The 17,635-nt window shown below is 72.5% G+C and carries 14 protein-coding genes; 9 read left to right on the forward strand and 5 right to left on the reverse strand.

Going from position 1 to position 17,635, the window contains the following annotated elements:
- Positions 1–662 (reverse strand): SDR family NAD(P)-dependent oxidoreductase (locus IEZ00_RS30445; RefSeq protein WP_229796247.1); only part of this gene is annotated, 662 nt, incomplete at its 3' end.
- Positions 659–2,020, reverse strand: a complete 1,362-nt coding sequence (locus IEZ00_RS30450; RefSeq protein WP_306344709.1) for a flavin-containing monooxygenase — start codon at positions 2,018–2,020, stop codon at positions 659–661. The genes IEZ00_RS30450 and IEZ00_RS30445, both read right to left, overlap by 4 nt.
- An 88-nt stretch (positions 2,021–2,108) precedes the next feature.
- Between IEZ00_RS30450 and IEZ00_RS30455 the strand changes: the two genes are divergently transcribed.
- Positions 2,109–3,143: an AraC family transcriptional regulator gene (locus IEZ00_RS30455; protein ID WP_189226814.1), complete on the forward strand. Its 1,035-nt coding sequence runs from the start codon at positions 2,109–2,111 to the stop codon at positions 3,141–3,143.
- Between the two features lie 66 nt (positions 3,144–3,209).
- Here IEZ00_RS30455 and IEZ00_RS30460 read toward each other — a convergent pair whose 3' ends face one another.
- Positions 3,210–6,206, reverse strand: coding sequence for a 3-keto-alpha-glucoside-1,2-lyase-like domain-containing protein (locus IEZ00_RS30460; RefSeq protein WP_189226815.1), 2,997 nt, complete (start codon positions 6,204–6,206; stop codon positions 3,210–3,212).
- Between the two features lie 1,143 nt (positions 6,207–7,349).
- On the opposite strand from IEZ00_RS30460, the gene IEZ00_RS30465 reads away from it, so the two are divergent.
- The 4 genes from IEZ00_RS30465 to IEZ00_RS30480 all read left to right on the forward strand — a co-directional run bounded on the left by IEZ00_RS30465 (position 7,350) and on the right by IEZ00_RS30480 (position 12,497).
- A complete protein-coding gene (locus IEZ00_RS30465; RefSeq protein WP_229796248.1) occupies positions 7,350–10,349 on the forward strand; it encodes a S8 family serine peptidase in 3,000 nt (999 codons plus the stop codon).
- Between the two features lie 181 nt (positions 10,350–10,530).
- Complete coding sequence (locus IEZ00_RS30470) at positions 10,531–11,133, forward strand: DoxX family membrane protein (protein WP_189226817.1); 603 nt, start codon at positions 10,531–10,533, stop codon at positions 11,131–11,133.
- A 133-nt stretch (positions 11,134–11,266) separates the two neighbouring features.
- Positions 11,267–11,506: an HPF/RaiA family ribosome-associated protein gene (locus IEZ00_RS30475; RefSeq protein ID WP_189226818.1), complete on the forward strand. Its 240-nt coding sequence runs from the start codon at positions 11,267–11,269 to the stop codon at positions 11,504–11,506.
- A 274-nt stretch (positions 11,507–11,780) separates the two neighbouring features.
- On the forward strand, positions 11,781–12,497 hold the full coding sequence (locus IEZ00_RS30480; protein ID WP_189226819.1) for a putative universal stress family protein: 717 nt from the start codon (positions 11,781–11,783) through the stop codon (positions 12,495–12,497).
- A gap of 28 nt (positions 12,498–12,525) precedes the next feature.
- On the opposite strand, the gene IEZ00_RS30485 is transcribed toward IEZ00_RS30480, so the two are convergent.
- Complete coding sequence (locus IEZ00_RS30485) at positions 12,526–13,587, reverse strand: aldo/keto reductase (RefSeq protein ID WP_189226820.1); 1,062 nt, start codon at positions 13,585–13,587, stop codon at positions 12,526–12,528.
- A 120-nt stretch (positions 13,588–13,707) separates the two neighbouring features.
- On the opposite strand from IEZ00_RS30485, the gene IEZ00_RS30490 reads away from it, so the two are divergent.
- Genes IEZ00_RS30490 through IEZ00_RS30505 form a run of 4 tightly spaced genes read left to right on the forward strand, consistent with a single transcriptional unit; the run spans position 13,708 to position 17,180 of the window.
- Positions 13,708–14,538: a helix-turn-helix transcriptional regulator gene (locus tag IEZ00_RS30490; RefSeq protein ID WP_189226821.1), complete on the forward strand. Its 831-nt coding sequence runs from the start codon at positions 13,708–13,710 to the stop codon at positions 14,536–14,538.
- Between the two features lie 49 nt (positions 14,539–14,587).
- Positions 14,588–15,322: an ABC transporter ATP-binding protein gene (locus IEZ00_RS30495; RefSeq protein ID WP_229796249.1), complete on the forward strand. Its 735-nt coding sequence runs from the start codon at positions 14,588–14,590 to the stop codon at positions 15,320–15,322.
- Positions 15,319–16,575 (forward strand): DUF7224 domain-containing protein, encoded by a 1,257-nt coding sequence (locus tag IEZ00_RS30500; protein ID WP_189226822.1) that lies wholly within the window; start codon positions 15,319–15,321, stop codon positions 16,573–16,575. Before IEZ00_RS30495 ends, IEZ00_RS30500 begins: the two co-directional genes overlap by 4 nt.
- Positions 16,572–17,180: a hypothetical protein gene (locus tag IEZ00_RS30505; protein WP_189226823.1), complete on the forward strand. Its 609-nt coding sequence runs from the start codon at positions 16,572–16,574 to the stop codon at positions 17,178–17,180. The genes IEZ00_RS30500 and IEZ00_RS30505 overlap by 4 nt, the downstream gene beginning before the upstream one ends.
- Before the next feature lie 9 nt (positions 17,181–17,189).
- Here IEZ00_RS30505 and IEZ00_RS30510 read toward each other — a convergent pair.
- On the reverse strand, positions 17,190–17,635 hold a 446-nt coding region (locus tag IEZ00_RS30510), incomplete at its 5' end, for a TetR-type transcription factor C-terminal domain-containing protein (RefSeq protein WP_229796250.1).

Genomic DNA, 17,635 nt, shown 5'->3' on the forward strand with positions numbered 1-17,635 from the left:
TTGTGGCGTGGCAGGAAGGTCTCCAGGCGAGGGCGGTCCAGGTGGGCCACGACGGCGTCGGCGACGGCCTCCGGGCTCAGCGGGTCGCCGAGGAGGTTGATCGCGGAACCGCCGCCCGCCATCTCCCGGCGCAGCATGGGGGTGTCCACCGCGGCGGGGTGCACCATGCTGACGCCGACCCCCGTTTCGCGTTCGAGCATCGCCATGGCGAACATGAAGGTGCGCAGGCCCGCTTTCGACGCGCTGTACCCGGCGCTCTCGGCCAGCGGCATCAGCGCCCCCAGCGACCCGACGGACACGATCCGGCCGCGGGCCGCCCGCAGCGCCGGGTACAGCGCGCGGCTGAGCTGCATGGGCGCCTGCAGGTTGACCAGCTGCTCGCGGCGGCTCTGCTCGGCGGTGACCTCCTCGAACGGCCGGGTGACCACCACACCGGCGTTGTTGACCAGCAGGTCGCACCGCTCGCCGACGGCCGCCGCGATCGGCTCGTGGAAGTCCGGGGTGGTCAGGTCGACCGGCAGCCGGGTCACCGGGGCGGGCAGCCGGTCCAGTCCCACCGGGTCCAGGTCGACCGCGACCACGTGGAAGCCGCGCGCGTCCAACCTCGCGCAGACCGCCGCGCCGATGGCGCCCGCCGCGCCCGTCACCACCGCCGTCCTCATGCCCGCACCGCCTGGCGGGTCCGCTCGAACGCGCCGGGGGTCAGGTCGGCCCACCCCATGCGCTCGCGCACCACGCCCAGGTAGCGGCGGTAAGCGGAGGAGTCCACGTAGGAGCGGTGCCTCGGCGAGTCGACGAACCGGATGCCCCGGCTGAGGTCGGGGCGGTCGGTGGCGATCATGCGGTCGAACCGCGCGGCGCGCTCCGGGGCGTGCTCCTGGTCGTGCAGGTACTGGGCGAGGATGTTGCTGATGTGGTCGAAAACCGTGTAGGCACTGGAGTTGAGCTCGATGTAGCCGAGCGCGAACAGGTTGCGGTGCTCGCGGTTGAACGCGGTGAGGTACAGGTCCGGGCGGCCGTCGCACCAGTCGAAGTACCGCTGCGCGTAGGGGATGGCCCAGTCGTAGCCGGTGGCGTGCAGGACGAGGTCGATCCGCTCGGCGCTGCCGTCGGCGAACCGGACCAGGGAACCGTCCAGGCGCACGATGTCCGGGCGGATCGCCACGTCACCGTGCTGCAGGTAGTGCAGCAGCTGGCTGTTGAGCAGCGGGTGCGACTCCAGCAGCCGGTGATCCGGTTCCGGCAGGCCGTACCTGCGCAGGTCACCCCGCACCAGGCGCAGCAACGCGCGCAACACCGGACGCTGCACCCACAGCGGCAGTTCCGGCCCGCGTTCGGTGAACTCGTCGATGGGGATGCCGAACAGGTGCTTGGGTATCACGTGGTAGCCCCGTCGCACGCTCACGAACGCGGCGTCCGCGTTGGCCGCGGCGTCGCACGCGATGTCGGCGCCGGAGTTGCCCAGCCCCACGACGAGGACGCGCTTGCCGCGGAACTCCAGCGGGCTGCGGTAGGTCGAGGAGTGCCGGATCTCGCCGGTGAACTCGCCGGGGTGCACCGGGGAGCGCGGTGCCCAGGTGACACCGGTGGCGCACACGACCGCCCCGTACTCGTGGCGGGAGCCGTCGTCGAGGGTCACCACCCACGAGTCGCCGACCCTCTCGACGTCGTCGACCGCGGTGTTGAAGCGGATGGCCTCGCGCAGGCCGTAGGCGGTGGCGAAGTCACGGGTGTACCGCAGGATCAGCCGGTTGCCAGGGTAGTCGGGGAACGACTCCGGCATGGGGAAGTCGAAGAACCCCGACGTCCTGCGCGAGGAGATGAAGTGCGCGGACTCGTACATCGGCGTGCCGGGGTTGTCGAGGTCCCAGATGCCGCCGACGTCGCTGTGCCGCTCGTACTGGTCGTAGGGGATTTTCAAGCGCCGCAAGGCACGCGCCGCCGAAAGCCCGGCAGGTCCCGCTCCGATGACACAAACACGCCGTCGAGCCATGTCCCCTCCCTGTCTTCCACCTGACATGGCTCGATTGAAATGGCCGCGACACCGGCCCCGGCAGGGCCGCCGCGGCTAGCATGGGGGGCAAACCGGACAGGACGGCGGTGGCGATGTGATCGGGTCCGCAGAGCCAGCGGCGTTGACCAGGGCGGTCATCCCGCCCACCACGCTGTCCGGCGTGGTCGAGGTCGGCAGGCGCGAGGGTCACCCGGTCGCCGCCTGGTTCGCGGGCACCGGCCTCGATCCGGCCGAGCTCACCACCCCCAGCCCGGTCAAGGTGTCCTTCCGCCAAGCCGCCCAGGTGCTGCGCCGCGCGGTGCGCGCCATGCCCGACCGCCCGCTCGGCATCAGGGTCGGCACCCGCGACCCGCTGCTGTCCTTCGGCATGCTGGGCGTCGCGATGCGGTCGTGCGCCACCACCGCCGACGCCCTGGTGCTCGCCCACGAGCTGCACCCCGCCGCGGGCAGCCTGATGGACACCGACATCGACATCTCCGGTGACGAGATCGCGCTGCGGCTGCACGAACGCCTGCCCGATCCCGAGCTCATCGCCTTCCTGTGCGAGGAAGTGCTCAGCAGCACCGTGGTGTTCCTGCGCACCCTGGAAGCCGCGGACTGGGCGCCCGTCCGGGTCGAACTGGCCTACCCCGCACCGGCCTACGCCCCGGAATACCGCCGCTTCTTCCGCTGCCCGGTCGAGTTCGGGGCCGCCGCGAACCGAATGGTCCTGCCCGCCGCGGTGCTCGCCCGCCGCCTGCCCACCCACCACGAGCCGACCCGCGCCATCGCCGTGGAGAACTGCCGCCGCCTGCTCGACCTCGACGCGGCCCGCCCCGACGTCGTCGTCGCCGTCGAGACCGCGCTGAGCAGGAACCTGCGCCACGCGCCCACCATGACCGACACCGCGCGGCGGCTGCGGCTCACCGAGCGGACCCTGCGCCGCAAGCTCACCGAGGCGGGCGAGCGCTACAGCACCATCCGCGACCGCGTGCGCGAGCGGCGCGCCACCCTGCTGCTGCGGGAGACGGCGCTCACGGTCGAGGCCATCGCCCACGAGACCGGCTTCAGCGACGCCCGCGAACTCCGCCGCGCCTACCTGCGGTGGACCGGGCAGCCGCCCAGCGCCGTCCGCCGCGGTCCCCGGTAGGACCGGCGGGCCGGTGCCGGGGCCGCGCCACCGCGCGACCCCGGCACCGGCCACGAGCCCGCCCGCTCACCCCAGCGGCTCGACCCAGATGTTGCGGAACCGGACGTTCTCACCGGGATCACCGTGGTCCTGCAACCGGAGCGGCCCCGCGGTCGGGCCCTCGGCCGCGCCGTTGCCGGTCGGACCGTCGATGGCGAAGTCCCGGTGCACCGTGACGCCGTTCCACACCACGGTGACGCGGGCGTTCTCGGTCTTGACCCCCGCGCTGTCGAAGCGGGCCGCCCGGAACGTGACGTCGTAGGTCTGCCACGTCCGCGGCGCGGTGGCGGCGTTGCGCGACGCGGCCTTCTTCAGGTAAATGCTGCCTGCCTCGTCGGCGGCCAGCGACGCTTTGCCGTAGCTGTCCAGGATCTGCAGCTCGTAGCGGTCCTGGAGGTACACGCCGCTGTTGGCGCGCTGCTGGCCGGTCACCTCGGGCGGCAGGTTCGGCAGCCAGAACTCCAGGTGGAGCTTGAAGTCGCCGAACACCTGCCTGCTGCGGATGTCGCCGCCGAGCGCCTCCATCGAGCCGTCCGCGACCGGCCACGACGGCGGGCTGCCGTCGGGGTTGCGCCAGTTCTCCGTGCCGCCGCCGCTGTAGAGGACGACGCGCCGGGCCGGTGTGACGGTCAGGTAGTCCAGGTTGACGTGCCCGGTGTCCCCGCTGTCCACCTTGTAGGCGATGGTGTTCGCGCCCGCCCGCAGGGTCAACGCCTCGGTGTGCGTGGCCCACGTGTCCCAGTCGCCCGTGTCGGCCAGCGCCACCTGCCTGACCTTCGCGCCGTTGACGTAGACGCTGACGGTTTTGGTGCCGCTGGACGGGTTCGGCCCGTTGCTGTAGCGCAGGCCCACGTTGTGCGAACCGGCCGCCGTCGCGTTCACGGCGAACCTGGTGGTCGCGCCCTGCGTGCCGTACCCGTCGACGAACCCCGCGCCGGAGTAGCCGGTGTGGTCGGTGTTGACGCCCGCGCCGCCGGACAGGGCCGCGCTTTCCGCCTCCAGCGACTGCGTGGCCGACGGCGCGCTGCCGACCAGGTTGTTCAGCGTGTACCACGCCTCGGTGCTCCACAGCGGCACACCGGTGCTCGACGTGAACGGCCGCGGCGAGCGCAGGTGCACCACCCGACCGGCCTTGAGGCCGTCGATCTTGAGCGTGACCTTCCTGCTGTCCGCGGACAGCGTCGCCGAGGCGACCCGCAGGCTCTCCTGGTCGACCTTGGGCCCGCCGTAGCCCGGTGTGGGCGCGTACCGCCACTGCTGCGCCCTGTAGCGGCCCGCGAGGCCCGCCGCGGTCTCCGCCGACAGCGGCTGGGTGTACTCGATCTCGAACCCGCCCGCGATCGCGCGCACGGCCAGGATGTCGAAGGTCCGGCCGCCGTTGGGCGCGAGCTTCTGCAAGCCGTACTTGAGCTTGCCGTCCTGGCCCCAGTTGCCGTCGTCGCCGATGCCGCCGATGTAGATCGCGCCGTCCGGGCCGAGGCTGATCCGGTTGACGCCCGCTTCCAGGCCCTGCGTCATCCGGAACACCGCGCCCTGGTACTCGCCGTTGACCTTCTCCAGGAAGGCGCGCTGGAGGCCGCCGTAGGTGACGTCGCCGAAGACCATCTGCCCGGCGTAGGTGCCCTTGGTCAGCTGCAGCGGCGTGCTGGGCGAGTTGGCGATCTCGTTCTGCGGCAGCCACAGCACGGGCGCGGTGACCGGGTTCGCGTCGAAGGGACCGGCGGGGTTGGTGTAGTGGTTGAAGAACCGGTCCTGCTTGACGTGCACCAGCTTCGACGCGGGCAGCCAGCCGCCCTGGTTGTCGTTGACGAACATGCCGCCCTCGGGGCCCCACCCGATGCCGTTGGGCGTGCGCAGGCCACCGGCGATGTAGCTGACCTGCCCGGTGGCGCGGTTGACCTTCACCGTGGTGCCGCGGTTCGCGGCGGGCTGCGGGTTGGTGGTCGCGCCGCCGAGGTTGATGGCGACGGACAGGTTGAGGTAGAAGAACCCGTCCTTGTAGAGCAGGCCGAACGCGAACTCGTGGAAGTTGCCGCCGTAGGGCCACGTGGCAACCGCGCGCGACTGGTCGATCACGTCGTCGCCGTTGGTGTCGGTCAGCTCGGTCAGCTGGTGCTTCTGCGACACGTAGATCCGGCCGTCGAGCACCTTCAGCCCCATCGGCTCGCGCAGGTTGGTCGCGATCCGCTTGGTGGTGACCCGCTCCGGCGAGGTCGCCCCGGTGACGTTGCCCAGCACCCAGACCTCACCGGTGTCGGTGCTCTTGCCGTCCCACGTGGCGATGGCCAGGCGGCCGTCGGGGAACCAGTCCATCGCGCTGACCTTCGGCTGGAAACCGCTGGGGCGCAGGTTGGTCAGGGTGTAGTCGGGGTGCACGGCGTCGAGCGGCAGGCCGTCGCCCGGCGTGTCGGAGCCCGCGGCGCACTCCTTGCGGCCGGGCGCGGTGACCCGGACGACGCCGCTGTCCGTGCTGAGCGCCGAGTTCGGCACGACCGAGAACCCGGTGGCGCCCGGCGGCTTCCACTGCAGGGTCAGCTGCTGCCCGCCGTCGCGCTCGAAGTGCTCGATCAGCAGGGAGTGGTAGCCGGTGGACAGGGTGACCGAACCGTCCTTGGGGTCCGGACCGTGCAGGCCGTCGTGGTCGACGACCACGTTGCCGTCGATCGACAGCCGCGACCCGTCGTCGCTGAGCAGACGGAAGGTGTACGCGCCCGCCTGGGTGATGTCGATGTTGCCGGAGACCTCGGCCACGAAGCGGTCGTCGAACCCGAAGTCGGCGGTCGAGGTCCAGTCGACCACCGGCATGAGCTTGTCGACGTTGGGCGTCTGGGCCGGTTTGAGGGTGCAGAGCCGGTCCAGCGCCACCTGCACGTCGAAGACCCGCAGCGTCACGCCGGGTTCCTGGGGCGGCACCGCGTCGCTCTTCGGGTCCGCGGTGGCTGGTGGTGCCGTGCCGCTGAAGAGCAGGGCTGCCGCCAACAAACCGAGGGCGGGTAGGCGCACCCGTCGCGCTGTCCGTCTCATATCCATGCTCCTGGGAGGGCAGGGACGACGACCACGCGTGTCCGACGTCGTCGTCGCACGGTTGCAGGGCCCGCACGCGGTGGCGGGTGAGGAGGTGGGACTTCGTTCCGTCGCAGGGTCAGCGAAGCGTGATGAACAGTAAGCGGCTGGTGACGACAAGTCCAGGACTTTCGTTGGGACTGCCCAATCTTTCGTCTACCTTGTACACAAGTTGGCGTGATGCCAGCCGCTTTTGGGCCGAACGACCTCTTGCGGCGTGCCCTGTGACGCAGTAGTTGGAGCAGGCGCCCCACAACCCCGCAGGACAGCGGTGCTCACCGCCGACGGTCGATCCGGCCGGGGGACGACCAGGCATGGCGCGGGTCGTGAGCCAGTCCGAGCAGAACCGGCCCCCGGATTTCCGCCGCGCGGAAATCCTCCCTCTCCAAATGGACCACTCGTGGCTACCATCGCCCCTCGTAGCGGGCCGAAAGGGGCGAGAGGGGCGCATGTCGGCGAGGTCGTCCGAACAGGGGCGAGGCGTCCTGGCCAAGGCCCTCGACGTGCTGGCCGCGTTCGAAGGCTCGCGGGACGGCCTGCCACTGGTCGAACTGGCCCGCCGCTCGGCAGGCAGGCCGTGGCCTTCTGGGGCTGATGGTCGCCCGGACACCCGGCGGCGCCTGGACAGGCACCGGTGTGCGGTCGAGGCGCCGCCCGCCCCGGTTCGACGCGGACGCGGAACTGACCGCTGGGACCACTGCCACCGCCACGAGCCACCGAGCGGTAACCGCGAGGTTAGTCTGTTCGCCGGGGCGGCATCCCCCGGCGGCCGTCTTCCCCGCCCCGCGCGACTCACTAGGGTCCAAGGGGTTGGAGGGCTTCGCCACTTCCAGTCCGCCGCCGCCACGAGGTGCGGTGCCTTCCGGCCACATCGGACTGGAGGTGTCTGTGTCGCACTCGAAACTCTTGCGCCGCAGCGGTTTTCTGGCAGTGGTCTGCCTGCTGGCCGCCGGCGGCGCTCCGGGGATTTCCACTGCGTCCACAATGAACGGTGCCCCTTCGGGCGGCAATGGTGCCCTTTCGGGCAAGCAGGTCGCCGGATCGGCCTGGGTCACGCTGATCACGGGTGATCGGGTGCTGGTGACCGGGGGGCGGGTCGCCTCGATGACCGCCGGCCCGGGACGGGAAGGCGTTGCCGTCCACAGGTTCGACAACGACGGCCACGAGCACGTCGTTCCCGACGACGCGCTCAGCCAGGTGCGCGCGGGCAGGCTGGACCTGCGGCTGTTCGACGTGACCGGGCTGGTCCAGGCCGGGTACGACGACGCGCGGCGCGACACCGTGCCGCTGATCATCACCGGCAGGTCCGCCGCCGTGGAGGTCACCCGCGACCTGGGCGCCGTGCGCGCCACCGCCGCGCGGGCGCGCAAGGCCGACGCCGCGGGCACCTTCCGCTCGCTGATGGCCGACCCCGGCGTGCGGAAGGTGTGGCTGGACGGGATGCGCGAACCCGCCCTGGACCGCAGCACCGCCCAGATCGGCGCGCCCGCCGCGTGGTCGGCCGGGTACACCGGCAAGGGCGTGAAGGTCGCCGTGCTCGACACCGGCGTGGACGCCGAGCACCCCGACCTGGCCGGGCACGTGGTGGCCGCGGCGAACTTCACCGAGGACTCGGACAACTCCGACGTCGTCGGCCACGGCACGCACGTCGCGTCCACCATCGCGGGCTCGGGCACCAAGTACCGCGGCGTGGCCCCCGAGGCGCAACTGCTCGACGGCAAGGTGTGCCTGCCCTTCGGCTGCTCGGAATCGGCGATCCTGGCGGGCATGCAGTGGGCCGCCGACCAGGGCGCGGACGTGGTCAACCTCAGCCTCGGCGGCACCGACACCCCGGAGGTCGACCCCCTGGAGGAAGCGGTCAACACCCTCTCGGCCACCACCGGCACGCTGTTCGTCATCGCGGCGGGCAACTCCGGCGGCCCCCGGACCGTCGGCTCGCCGGGCAGCGCCGACGCCGCGCTGACCGTGGGCGCGGTGGACCGCCAGGACGGCATCGCGCCCTTCTCCAGCCGAGGTCCCCGCGTCGGCGACGGCGCGGTCAAGCCGGACGTCACCGCGCCCGGCGTGGGCATCGTGGCCGCCAAGTCGGGCAAGGCGGACATCGGTCCGCCCATCGACGAGAACTACGTGGCGGCGTCGGGCACGTCGATGGCCACCCCGCACGTCGCAGGCGCGGCGGCGCTGCTGGCCCAGCAGCACCCCGACTGGACCGGCTCCCGGATCAAGGCCGCGCTCATGGCCTCCGCCGAGCCCAACCCCGCGCTGACCCCGTTCGACCAGGGCAGCGGCCGGGTCGACCTGGCCGCCGCCATCGCGCTGAACGCCATCGCCGAACCGGCGAGCCTGGCCTTCGGCACCCAGCGGTGGCCGCACCACGACGACACGCCGATCAGCAGGGAGTTGGTCTACCACAACGACGGTGCCGAGCCGCTGGCGCTGCGCGTGGCCGTCGAGGCCACCGGCCCGGACGGCAAGGCCGCTCCGGCGGGCCTGCTCACCGCGACGCCCGCCGAGGTCACCGTGCCCGCAGGCGGCCGGGCATCGATCACCGTCACCGCCGACACCCGCGTCGGCTCCCTCGACGGCGTCTACTCGGGTTCGGTGGTCGCCTCGGCCGGGACGACCGCTCTGCGCACCTCGGTGACCGTCAACCGGGAGGTGGAGAGCTACGACATCACCTTCGAGTACACAGACGCGAACGGCCAGCCCACGCAGCAGGCGTCCACCATGCTCTACGACCTGGTCACCGGTCGTGGCGAGCAGTACGCCTCCGGCGTGCGGCGACTGCCCAAGGGCGACTACGTCGCGACGGCGGCCGTCGTGACCGGCGAGAACCTCGCCGTGCTGTTCCACCCGGCGTTCTCCGTCACCGCCGACGCCGTGGTGACGACCGACGCCAGGAAGGCCGCGCCGATCCGGATCACCGCGCCCGACCCGGAAGCCGTGCCCATGCTCGCCGAGGTGGCCGGGCGGCGGACGTGGGGCGGACGGACCCTCGGCTACGGCTTCGGCGTCCTGGGAGGCGGTTTCGGGGGTCGGTACTCGGTCGGGCACCTGGGGCCGGAACTGCCCTCGGACCAGTTCACCACCAGGATCTCCGAGACCTACGACGGCCCCCCGGTCGAGGGCACCCCCGTGCGCTACGGGCTCACCTGGGGCTTCCCCGGCAAGGCGCCCACGGGCCTGGAACGCGCGCCCGCGAAGTCCGAGCTGGCCGAGGTCCGCTCGTCGGTCGGGCCCTTCCCGGAGGGCAAGAGGCTGCTGCTCGGCGGTGACTCGACCGTGAACGGCATCCACGGCTCCTACATGCTGTCCCAGGTCGGTCCGTCCGGGGAGAGCGTCGACTACGTGACGACCGAAGGCGTCCGGTGGTCCTGGCACACGTTGCAGTACGGCTCGAACTTCGAGGCGACGCTCGACGGCCCGGAACACGCTTACCGCGCGGGGCGGCAGTACCGGGAACGCCTGAACGACCCGGTGTTCGGCCCGGTGCCGACCTCCCGGAGCCTGTCGCGCTCCGGCGACCGGATCACCGTCAACCTGCCGCTGTTCGGCGACCGGCACGGCAATGTCGGCACCTCCGCCACCGCGTCCGCGCGCACGGCGCTGTTCCGCGGCGGCGAGGAGGTCGACCAGCTCCCCTACGCGGGTTCCGGCCAGTTCGAGGTGCCCGCGGGCAACGGGGACTTCCGCCTGGAGACCGAGGCGGTGCGCGCGGAGGGGGTGTCGGAGTTCAGCACCGAGGTGCGCGGGCGCTGGACGTTCCGCTCCGGCACCACCACCGGTGAGCAGCCGCTGCCGCTGACCGTGGTCCGGTTCGCGCCCGAGCTGGACGACGAAGGCGCGGCGGGGGCGGGCGCGCTGCTGCGCGTGCCGCTGGTGGTGGACCAGCAGCTGGACACCGGAGTCCGCCGCGTCCAGGTCGAGGCGTCGTTCGACGACGGCGCGACCTGGCGCCAGGTCCTGGTCCTCGGCAACACCGCGCTGGTGCACAACCCCGACAACCCGGGTGGTTTCGTCTCCTTGCGGGTCAAGGGGGCCGATGGCAGGAGCAACACCTTCGAGCAGACCGTGATCCGCGCCTACAAGCTCGGCAAGCGCTGATCCTCCCCGGTGAGGGGCGCCCGCCGTGGACGCCCCTCACCGGCGCAGCGGTGAACCGGCGAGGGTGGAAGGCGCCGGACGTCCCTGTCGATCAGGGACCTTCGCCCGCGTTCCCCAGCCGCCGCGACGGCGAAGCTCGAGGTCGGAAACAGCGGCAGAGGGAACAGAGGGAGACGAAGCCATGACTGCGATTGCGCACTCCAACGGCACGACCAAGGCGACGACCGGGGCGACGACCCGTGCGGCGGCCACCACGGCGACCCGCGCGGACGCCGGTGCCGTCGCGCTCGCGGTCCTGCGGATCGGCACCGGTTTCGTGTTCCTCTGGGCCTTCTTCGACAAGCTGTTCGGCCTGGGTTACGCCACCAAGCCGGAAGCGGCCTGGATCAACGGCGGCTCCCCCACCAAGGGCTTCCTCGGCCACGTCGCGGTCGGCCCCCTGGAGTCGACCTTCCACGCCTGGGCAGGCGCGGGCTGGGCCAACTGGCTGTTCATGCTCGGCCTGCTGGCCATCGGCCTGGCCACCACCGCGGGCATCGCCCTGCGCCTCGCGGCGATCTCGGGCACGGTGATGATGCTGCTGATGTGGGCCGCCGAATGGCCACTGGCCCGCTTCACCTCCGCTGGCCAACCCAGCGGGTCGACCAACCCCCTGATCGACTACCACGTCGTCTACGCCCTCGCGCTGATCGCCGTGGCCGCCGCGGGCGCGGGCGCCACCTGGGGCCTGGGGCGCTGGTGGGCCCGCCAGCCCGTCATCCGCGACCACGCCTGGCTGCGATGACCGAGACGCATCCAGGACAACCGATCGTCCACTGTGGAACACCACGTGGCAACCCGATGAGGAACAGGGCTCCAGCCATGGGCAGAGTGCACGAGATCGCGAACATCCGCACCGAGCTGGTCGACGGGTTCCCGTGGAGGCGGGCGACTACGCGCGCACGAAGGTCGAGGCGGTCGCCAAGTACGCGCCCGCCGACGTCCACTACGCGCGGGTCCGGCTCGCCACCGACGGTCCCCGGCTGGTCACCGTCCACGCCTCGCTGGACGTGAACGGCAAGCCGGTGAACGCCGAGGCCGCCGCCGAGACCTACCAGGAGGCGGTGGACCTGCTGCACGACCGGTTGCAGCACCGCCTCGTGAGCATGGGGCGTTGAGGGGCGCGACTTCCAGCGCGGGACGGGCACCGGGCCATCGGCCCGGTGCCCGTCCCATTCGAGCCGGAGCACGGTGCCCGGCCCGGTCGGGGCCTTCGCCCGTGTGCGGTCTCATCGGAACGTTGGGTCTGGAACGCGACCAGGTCACCGAAGTCCTCGCAACGGCGGCGCCGGCTCCTTCCGTGACCACGCGGTGACGCGCGGGACCTTCGTCCCGGTCGGGACGGCGCTCACGGCCCTGTGCCCACCACGGGTCGGCGACGATGGTGGGGGTATGACCGAGCAGCAGGCCCTTCCCGCTCTCCCGCCCGTGATCGTGGCAGGCGACCCCTCCCCCTGGGGCGAGGCCGCGCTGCGCTGGGCGGCCGATCTCGCCGACGCCACCGGCGTCCCGCTGGAGGTGCACCCGCCGACCGCCGACCCGGTGCACGACCTGCTGGTGGCCAGCACCCGCGCTCAGGTCCTGGTGACCGCCTACCGGGGTGGTGACGCCACGGCGTTCGGCCTCGGCAGGGTGGTGTCGCCCCTGGTGGAGCACGCCGCCTGCGACGTCGTGGTCGTGCGCGGCACCGCCTCGGCGCTGCGCCACCGCCACCACCGCGTCACCGCCCTGGTCACCGGCAACCCGTCGGACGAGCTGGTGCTCGCCCGCGCGGTCGAGCACGCCGACCGGCTGGGCGCGGCGCTGCGCGTCCTGCACGCCGCGCCACCGCTGCCGCTGAGGGCCGATGACCCCTGGTGGCCGGTGGAGCGCGCAGGCCGGGTGCTGCGCGCCACCCCGCACACGTCGGTGCTGGCCCGGATGCACCCCCACGAGGCGATCGCCCGCCACGCCGACACCGACCTGCTCGTCCTGGCCGAGCGCGGCCAACTGGTCCGCACCGCCCTGCTGCACGCCCGGTGCCCCGTGCTCGTGGCGCACCGCTGGCCCACCGAGCCCCGCCGGGAGCCGGTGCGCACTGTCGAGGCGGCGCGCACGCCAGTGCGGTGAGCGGCGAACTCCGGGGGGGTGCGGGTGCTCAGCCGCGGGTTTCGATCTTCAGCTCGCCCCTGGTCACCCTGCGGATGTGGTCGCTGGCGAGCATGGCGTGCGGTGCCCCGAGGTCGATCGCGCTGGCCTCGTCGAGGCGGGCCAGCTGGGCGTCGGTGAAGTCGACCTCCAGAGCGCCCAGGTTGTCCTCCAGCTGCGCGGGGGTGCGCGCGCCGATGATCGGCGCGGTCACGCCGGGACGCCGCAGCACCCAGGCCAGGCCGACCTGGGCGGGGGTGCGGCCCAGCTCCGCGGCGACCTGCTTCACGACGTCGGTGATGGCGAGGTTCCGCTCGGTGAGCGCGCCAAGGGCGAGGTTGAAGCTCCTGCGGGTGCCGTCGGCTCCGGCGCCGGTCGCGGCCAGGTCGTCGCGGCTGTACTTGCCGCTGAGCACGCCACCCGCCAGCGGCGAGTACGGGACCACCCCCAGTCCCATCTCGCGCGCCATGGGGATCAGGTCGCGCTCCCCGGTGCGCTGGAGCAGGTTGTGCTCGATCTGCAGCGCCACCAGCGGCGACCAACCGCGCAGGTCGGCGATCGCCTGCATGCGCGAGACCTGCCACGCCGGGGTGTTGGAGATCCCCACGTACAGGACCTTGCCCTGCCGGACCAGGTCGTCCATGCCGCGCAGGATTTCCTCGACCGATGTCGTGAAATCCCACACGTGCAGGTAGAGCAGGTCGATGTAGTCCGTGCCCAGCCGCCGCAGACTGGCTTCCACCGACGTGAACAGGTTCTTGCGGTGCGCGCCCCCGGAGTTCGGATCACCGGGCCTGCGCAGCGGCGAGTACTTCGTCGCCAGCACGAGGCCGTCGCGGTCGTCCCCGATGAACTCGCCCAGCAGGCGTTCGGAGCTGCCGTTGGTGTAGGTGTCGGCGGTGTCGATGAAGTTGCCGCCGCGACCGACGTAGAGGTCGAACAGCTTGCGCGCCTCGTCCCGCTCCGCGCCCCAACCCCACTCGGTGCCGAAGGTCGCCGCGCCCAGCGCCAGCGGTGAGACCCGCAGCCCGGACCGGCCCAGCAGCCGGTACGTGTCGAGGGTGAGCGACATCGTGTCCTCCCGTGCTCGTGATCAGCTGTCGGGAGGGAGTCTGCGACCGCCGCAGGCCGGGGTTAAGGGAAAGCGCTTCCTGGGAATGCCGGTCCTATCCTGGCGCTAGGATCGAACGCGATGACCCGCACCGTGGACACGACACAGGAGCTGGCCGCGTTCCTGCGGGCCCGGCGTGAGCGCCTGGACCCGCAGGACTTCGACCTGCCCGCGCGGCGGCGGACCCGACGCACCCCGGGGCTGCGCCGCGAGGAGGTCGCCGAACTGGCCGGGGTCAGCACCGACTACATCGTGCGGCTGGAGCAGGCCCGTGGCCTGCGGCCATCGGCGGACGTGGTGGAAGCGCTCTCCCGTGCCCTGCGCCTGACCCCCGACGAACGCGCCTACCTGTTCAACCTGGCCCAGCAGCGCCCCCGCGCGGCCGACGAGCACACCACCACCGCCGCGCCGCAACTGGTCGCGCTGGTCACCGACCTGTCGCCGCTGCCCGCGATGGTGATGAACCACCGCTGCGACATCCTGGCCTGGAACGACGAGATGGCCAGGCTGCTGCTGGACTTCGACGCGCTGCCGCCGTCGCAGCGCAACTCGATGTGGTTGTGCCTGATGCACCCCAAGATGCGCGAGTTCTACGTCGACCGCGAACGCGCGCTCCGGGAAGGGGTCGCCCACCTGCGCGCCGCGTGGGCCGCGCACCCGGAGGACCGGGCGTTGACCGACCTCATCGCCGAGTTCATCGCCCGTGACGAGGACTTCGCGCGGTTCTGGGCCGAGCGGGACATCAACGTCAACGGCCGCGGGCGCAAGGTGGTGCGCCATCCCGACGTGGGTGTGATCACGCTGCACTTCGAAGTGCTCGTGCCCGTTCAGGACCCGGACCAGCGGCTGCTGGTCTACCGCCCCGAGGACGACGAGAGCCGGTCGGCGCTGCGCCGGTTGACCGCGCGATGACGCCGGACCCGGCACCCGCGCGCTGAACCCGACGAGAAGGGTGCGATCGGTGACCGACACCGTGCGGGTGGTGGGCGTGTCGTACCGCTACGGCGGGGTGACCGCGCTGCGCGAGGTGGATGTGGAGTTCCCGACCGGGGTGACCGCGGTGCTCGGCCCCAACGGCGCGGGGAAGAGCACCCTGCTCGGCCTGCTGTCGACAGCGCTGAGGGCGCAGTCCGGTTCGGTGGACCTCGACGGCACCGACAGCGTCCGCGACAGGAGGCAGTACCGCCGCGGGCTCGGGTTCCTCCCGCAGAGCTTCACGCTGCCGGAGAACCTGACCGTGTCGGAGTTCCTGACGCTGACCGCCTGGCAGCGGCTCGTGCCCCGTAGCCGGCGGCGGGCCGCCGTGGAGGAGGCGCTGCGCGCGGTGGACCTGACCGGGAAGAGGGACGTGAAGATCTCGCAGTTGTCGGGCGGGATGCACCGGCGCGTGGGCATCGCCCAGGCGATCGTGAACCGGCCGGGGGTGTTGCTGCTGGACGAGCCCACGGTGGGACTGGACCCCCGGCAGCGCCGCGGCCTGCGCGAGCTGGTCCGCGCCCTCGGGCGGGAGCGGACGGTCGTGGTGAGCACGCACCTGACCGAGGACGTGGCCGCGACCGCGGACCGGGTGGTGGTCCTCGACGAGGGCACCGTGCGCTTCCACGGCACGGTCGCGACGTTGACCGGCGGGCGGGGCGGGCGGGCATCGGACATCGACGCCGCCTACGAGGCGCTGGTGGCCGAGGAGGGCCGGTGAACCCGCTGCTGATCGCCCTCCGGCGCGGCAGTGCTCCCGTCGGGGTTCCGGTGATGACCGCGCTGGGGCTCTACGCGGGCACGCGCGGGGGTGGCTGGTCGCTGGACTGGGGGTGGACCTCGGGGCAGTTGCAGCAGCACGGGGTGCTGCTGGCGCCGCTGACCGCGGCGCTGGCCGCCTGGGACGCCTCCCGCGACCGGAGGACGACGTCGGCGGTGCTTACCCGGACCTACCCGCGTTCACCGCTGCCGTGGCTGCTGCTCAACTGCGTCGGGGCGCTGTTGGCCGGTCTGGCCGGGTGGACGGCCTTGTTCACGGTCATGGCCTTGGACGTGCAGGGCCGGGGCAGCCCGTACTGGTCGGTGGTGCTGCTGGGGCCGCTGTGCCTGCTGGCCGCGGTGCTCGTGGGCGCCGCCGCCGGGCGGCACCTGCCCCGCTACCTCGCGGCACCGATCGTCGCGGTGGTGGTGTGGGTCGGCCTGGCCTACGGGTCCGGCAGTGACAACCCGCTGCTGGCCCGCTTGAGCGCGGTGGACCGCCAGTGCTGCGAGGTCTCCGCGCAGCCCGTCCAGGCCACCGTCGCGGGCCAGTGGTTGTGGATCGCCGCGCTGGCGGTGGCCGCGATCGCGGTGCTCGCCCTGCCAGAGGTGGCCCGCAGCGCGCCCTTGGCGGTGATCGCCGTCGTCCTCGGCGTGGTCGCCGTGTCGATCCTGCGCGACACCGGCGGCAGGCTGACCGAAGCGCGCCAACCCACCGCCGAGTCGTGCGGAACCCGTGACGGTGTCACCGTGTGCATGTGGCCCGAGCACGCCGCGGGCGTGAACGCCTGGCTCCGTGCGATCAGCCGCTACCGCGCCGTCTTCGCCGATCTGGGCGCGCAGCCGGACCTGTACCTGGAGCACGGACTGCGCCCCGGTGCCGAGGCCGAGCGCATCGGTCCGATGCGGCCCGACGTCGCGGAAGTCGACGTGGTGATGTCCCTGGCCCAGCGCTTGGTGCCCGCACCACCGGCCTGCGCGGTGCGCGGCGACGGCTCGGTCCACTACCCCGCCGCCCATGCCAACGCCCTGCTCACCGCCTGGCTCACGCACCGCATCCGGCCCGACCTCCCCACAGCGGCCCTGGTGCCCCCGGCACAAGCGCCGCAGTTCGCCCGGCTCCTCGACAGCGGCGTCGAGCAGCAGCGCGCGTGGTACGCCGCGCTCGTCCGAGCGCACGGCGACTGCACCACCCCCGCCCCGGCCGTGCCGTGACGATCGCACGGCTGTGGCTGCGCGCGCACCGGTGGCCCACGCTGGCCGCGACGTCGTGCCTGGTCGCGGTGGCCGGACTGGTCCTCGGCGGCAGGCACGTGCCGATCCCCTCGCTGAGCGGGGCGCGCGGGCTCAGCGTGCCGCTGTCCCAACTGCTGCCCCTGCTGCTGGCCTGCGCGGTCGCCCTGCGCACCAGAGCACCCACCACGGTGTTCCGCGTCGTCCCGCGCTCACCCGTGCCCCAGCGGGCCGCCCTGCTCGTCACCTGCCTGGTCACCGTGGCGGCGGCGTGCCCGCTGCTGCCCGACGGCCAGACCGCGCTGCGCAACCTCGCGGGCCTGACCGGGATGGCGCTGGTGACCGCCACCATCGCCGGGGCCACGCGCGGCTGGACCCTGCCACTGCTGCACCTGATGTGCTGCCTGCTGTTCGGCGCGCACCCGCGCCACACGCCGCAAGGGGGAATCGGCGCGCGGTGGTGGGCCTTCGCCATCGCGGACGCGGACGACCGCACCGCGATGGCGGTCGCCCTGCTCCTGTGCGCCGTCGGCTCGCTGCTGTTCGTGCTCCGCGGCCCCCGTGACGAAACCGCTCCGCACGACTGACCGTACGGGTCAGCTCGTCCCGACCGGCGCGACCAGACCGCCGATCAGGATGTCCACGATCCGGTGGGCCAGCTCGCGCACTTCCGCCGCGGACTGGCCCTCGATCCTGCGGTACCAGGCGTCGACCGCGTTGAGGTTGCTGAGCAGCGTCCTCGTGGCGAGCGAGGCGTCCACCGGGCGGAGGGAGCCGTCGGCGATCCCCTCCTCCACCACGCGGCGGAACATCCGCTCGTAGTCGCCGCGCAGCCCGTTCAGCGCCAGCAGGGCCTCGCGCTGGCGGGCTTTCAGCGCGGTGGACACCTGGCCGCGCACCGCTTGGTGGACGACGTGGTGGTAGGCGAGGTCCTCCATCAGGTTGAGCTCGTGCGCGACCGCCATGGCCACGAGCCGGTCACGACCGCTCCCCCGGCCGTTGACGTGCGGCTCGACCCTCCTGCGCACACGCCCCATGGCTT

Source organism: Saccharothrix coeruleofusca (genome assembly GCF_014648515.1).
In the GTDB taxonomy this organism is placed as follows: Bacteria; Actinomycetota; Actinomycetes; order Mycobacteriales; family Pseudonocardiaceae; genus Actinosynnema; species Actinosynnema coeruleofuscum.

Bases quoted from the DNA above. Each gene is read 5' to 3' on its own strand.
- IEZ00_RS30450 (WP_306344709.1), bottom strand. From the start codon at position 2,020: ATGTCAGGTGGAAGACAGGGAGGGGACATGGCTCGACGGCGTGTTTGT.
- IEZ00_RS30460 (WP_189226815.1), bottom strand. From the start codon at position 6,206: ATGAGACGGACAGCGCGACGGGTGCGCCTACCCGCCCTCGGTTTGTTG.
- IEZ00_RS30465 (WP_229796248.1), top strand. From the start codon at position 7,350: ATGACCGCCGGCCCGGGACGGGAAGGCGTTGCCGTCCACAGGTTCGAC.
- IEZ00_RS30470 (WP_189226817.1), top strand. From the start codon at position 10,531: ATGACTGCGATTGCGCACTCCAACGGCACGACCAAGGCGACGACCGGG.
- IEZ00_RS30480 (WP_189226819.1), top strand. From the start codon at position 11,781: ATGACCGAGCAGCAGGCCCTTCCCGCTCTCCCGCCCGTGATCGTGGCA.
- IEZ00_RS30485 (WP_189226820.1), bottom strand. From the start codon at position 13,587: ATGTCGCTCACCCTCGACACGTACCGGCTGCTGGGCCGGTCCGGGCTG.
- IEZ00_RS30490 (WP_189226821.1), top strand. From the start codon at position 13,708: ATGACCCGCACCGTGGACACGACACAGGAGCTGGCCGCGTTCCTGCGG.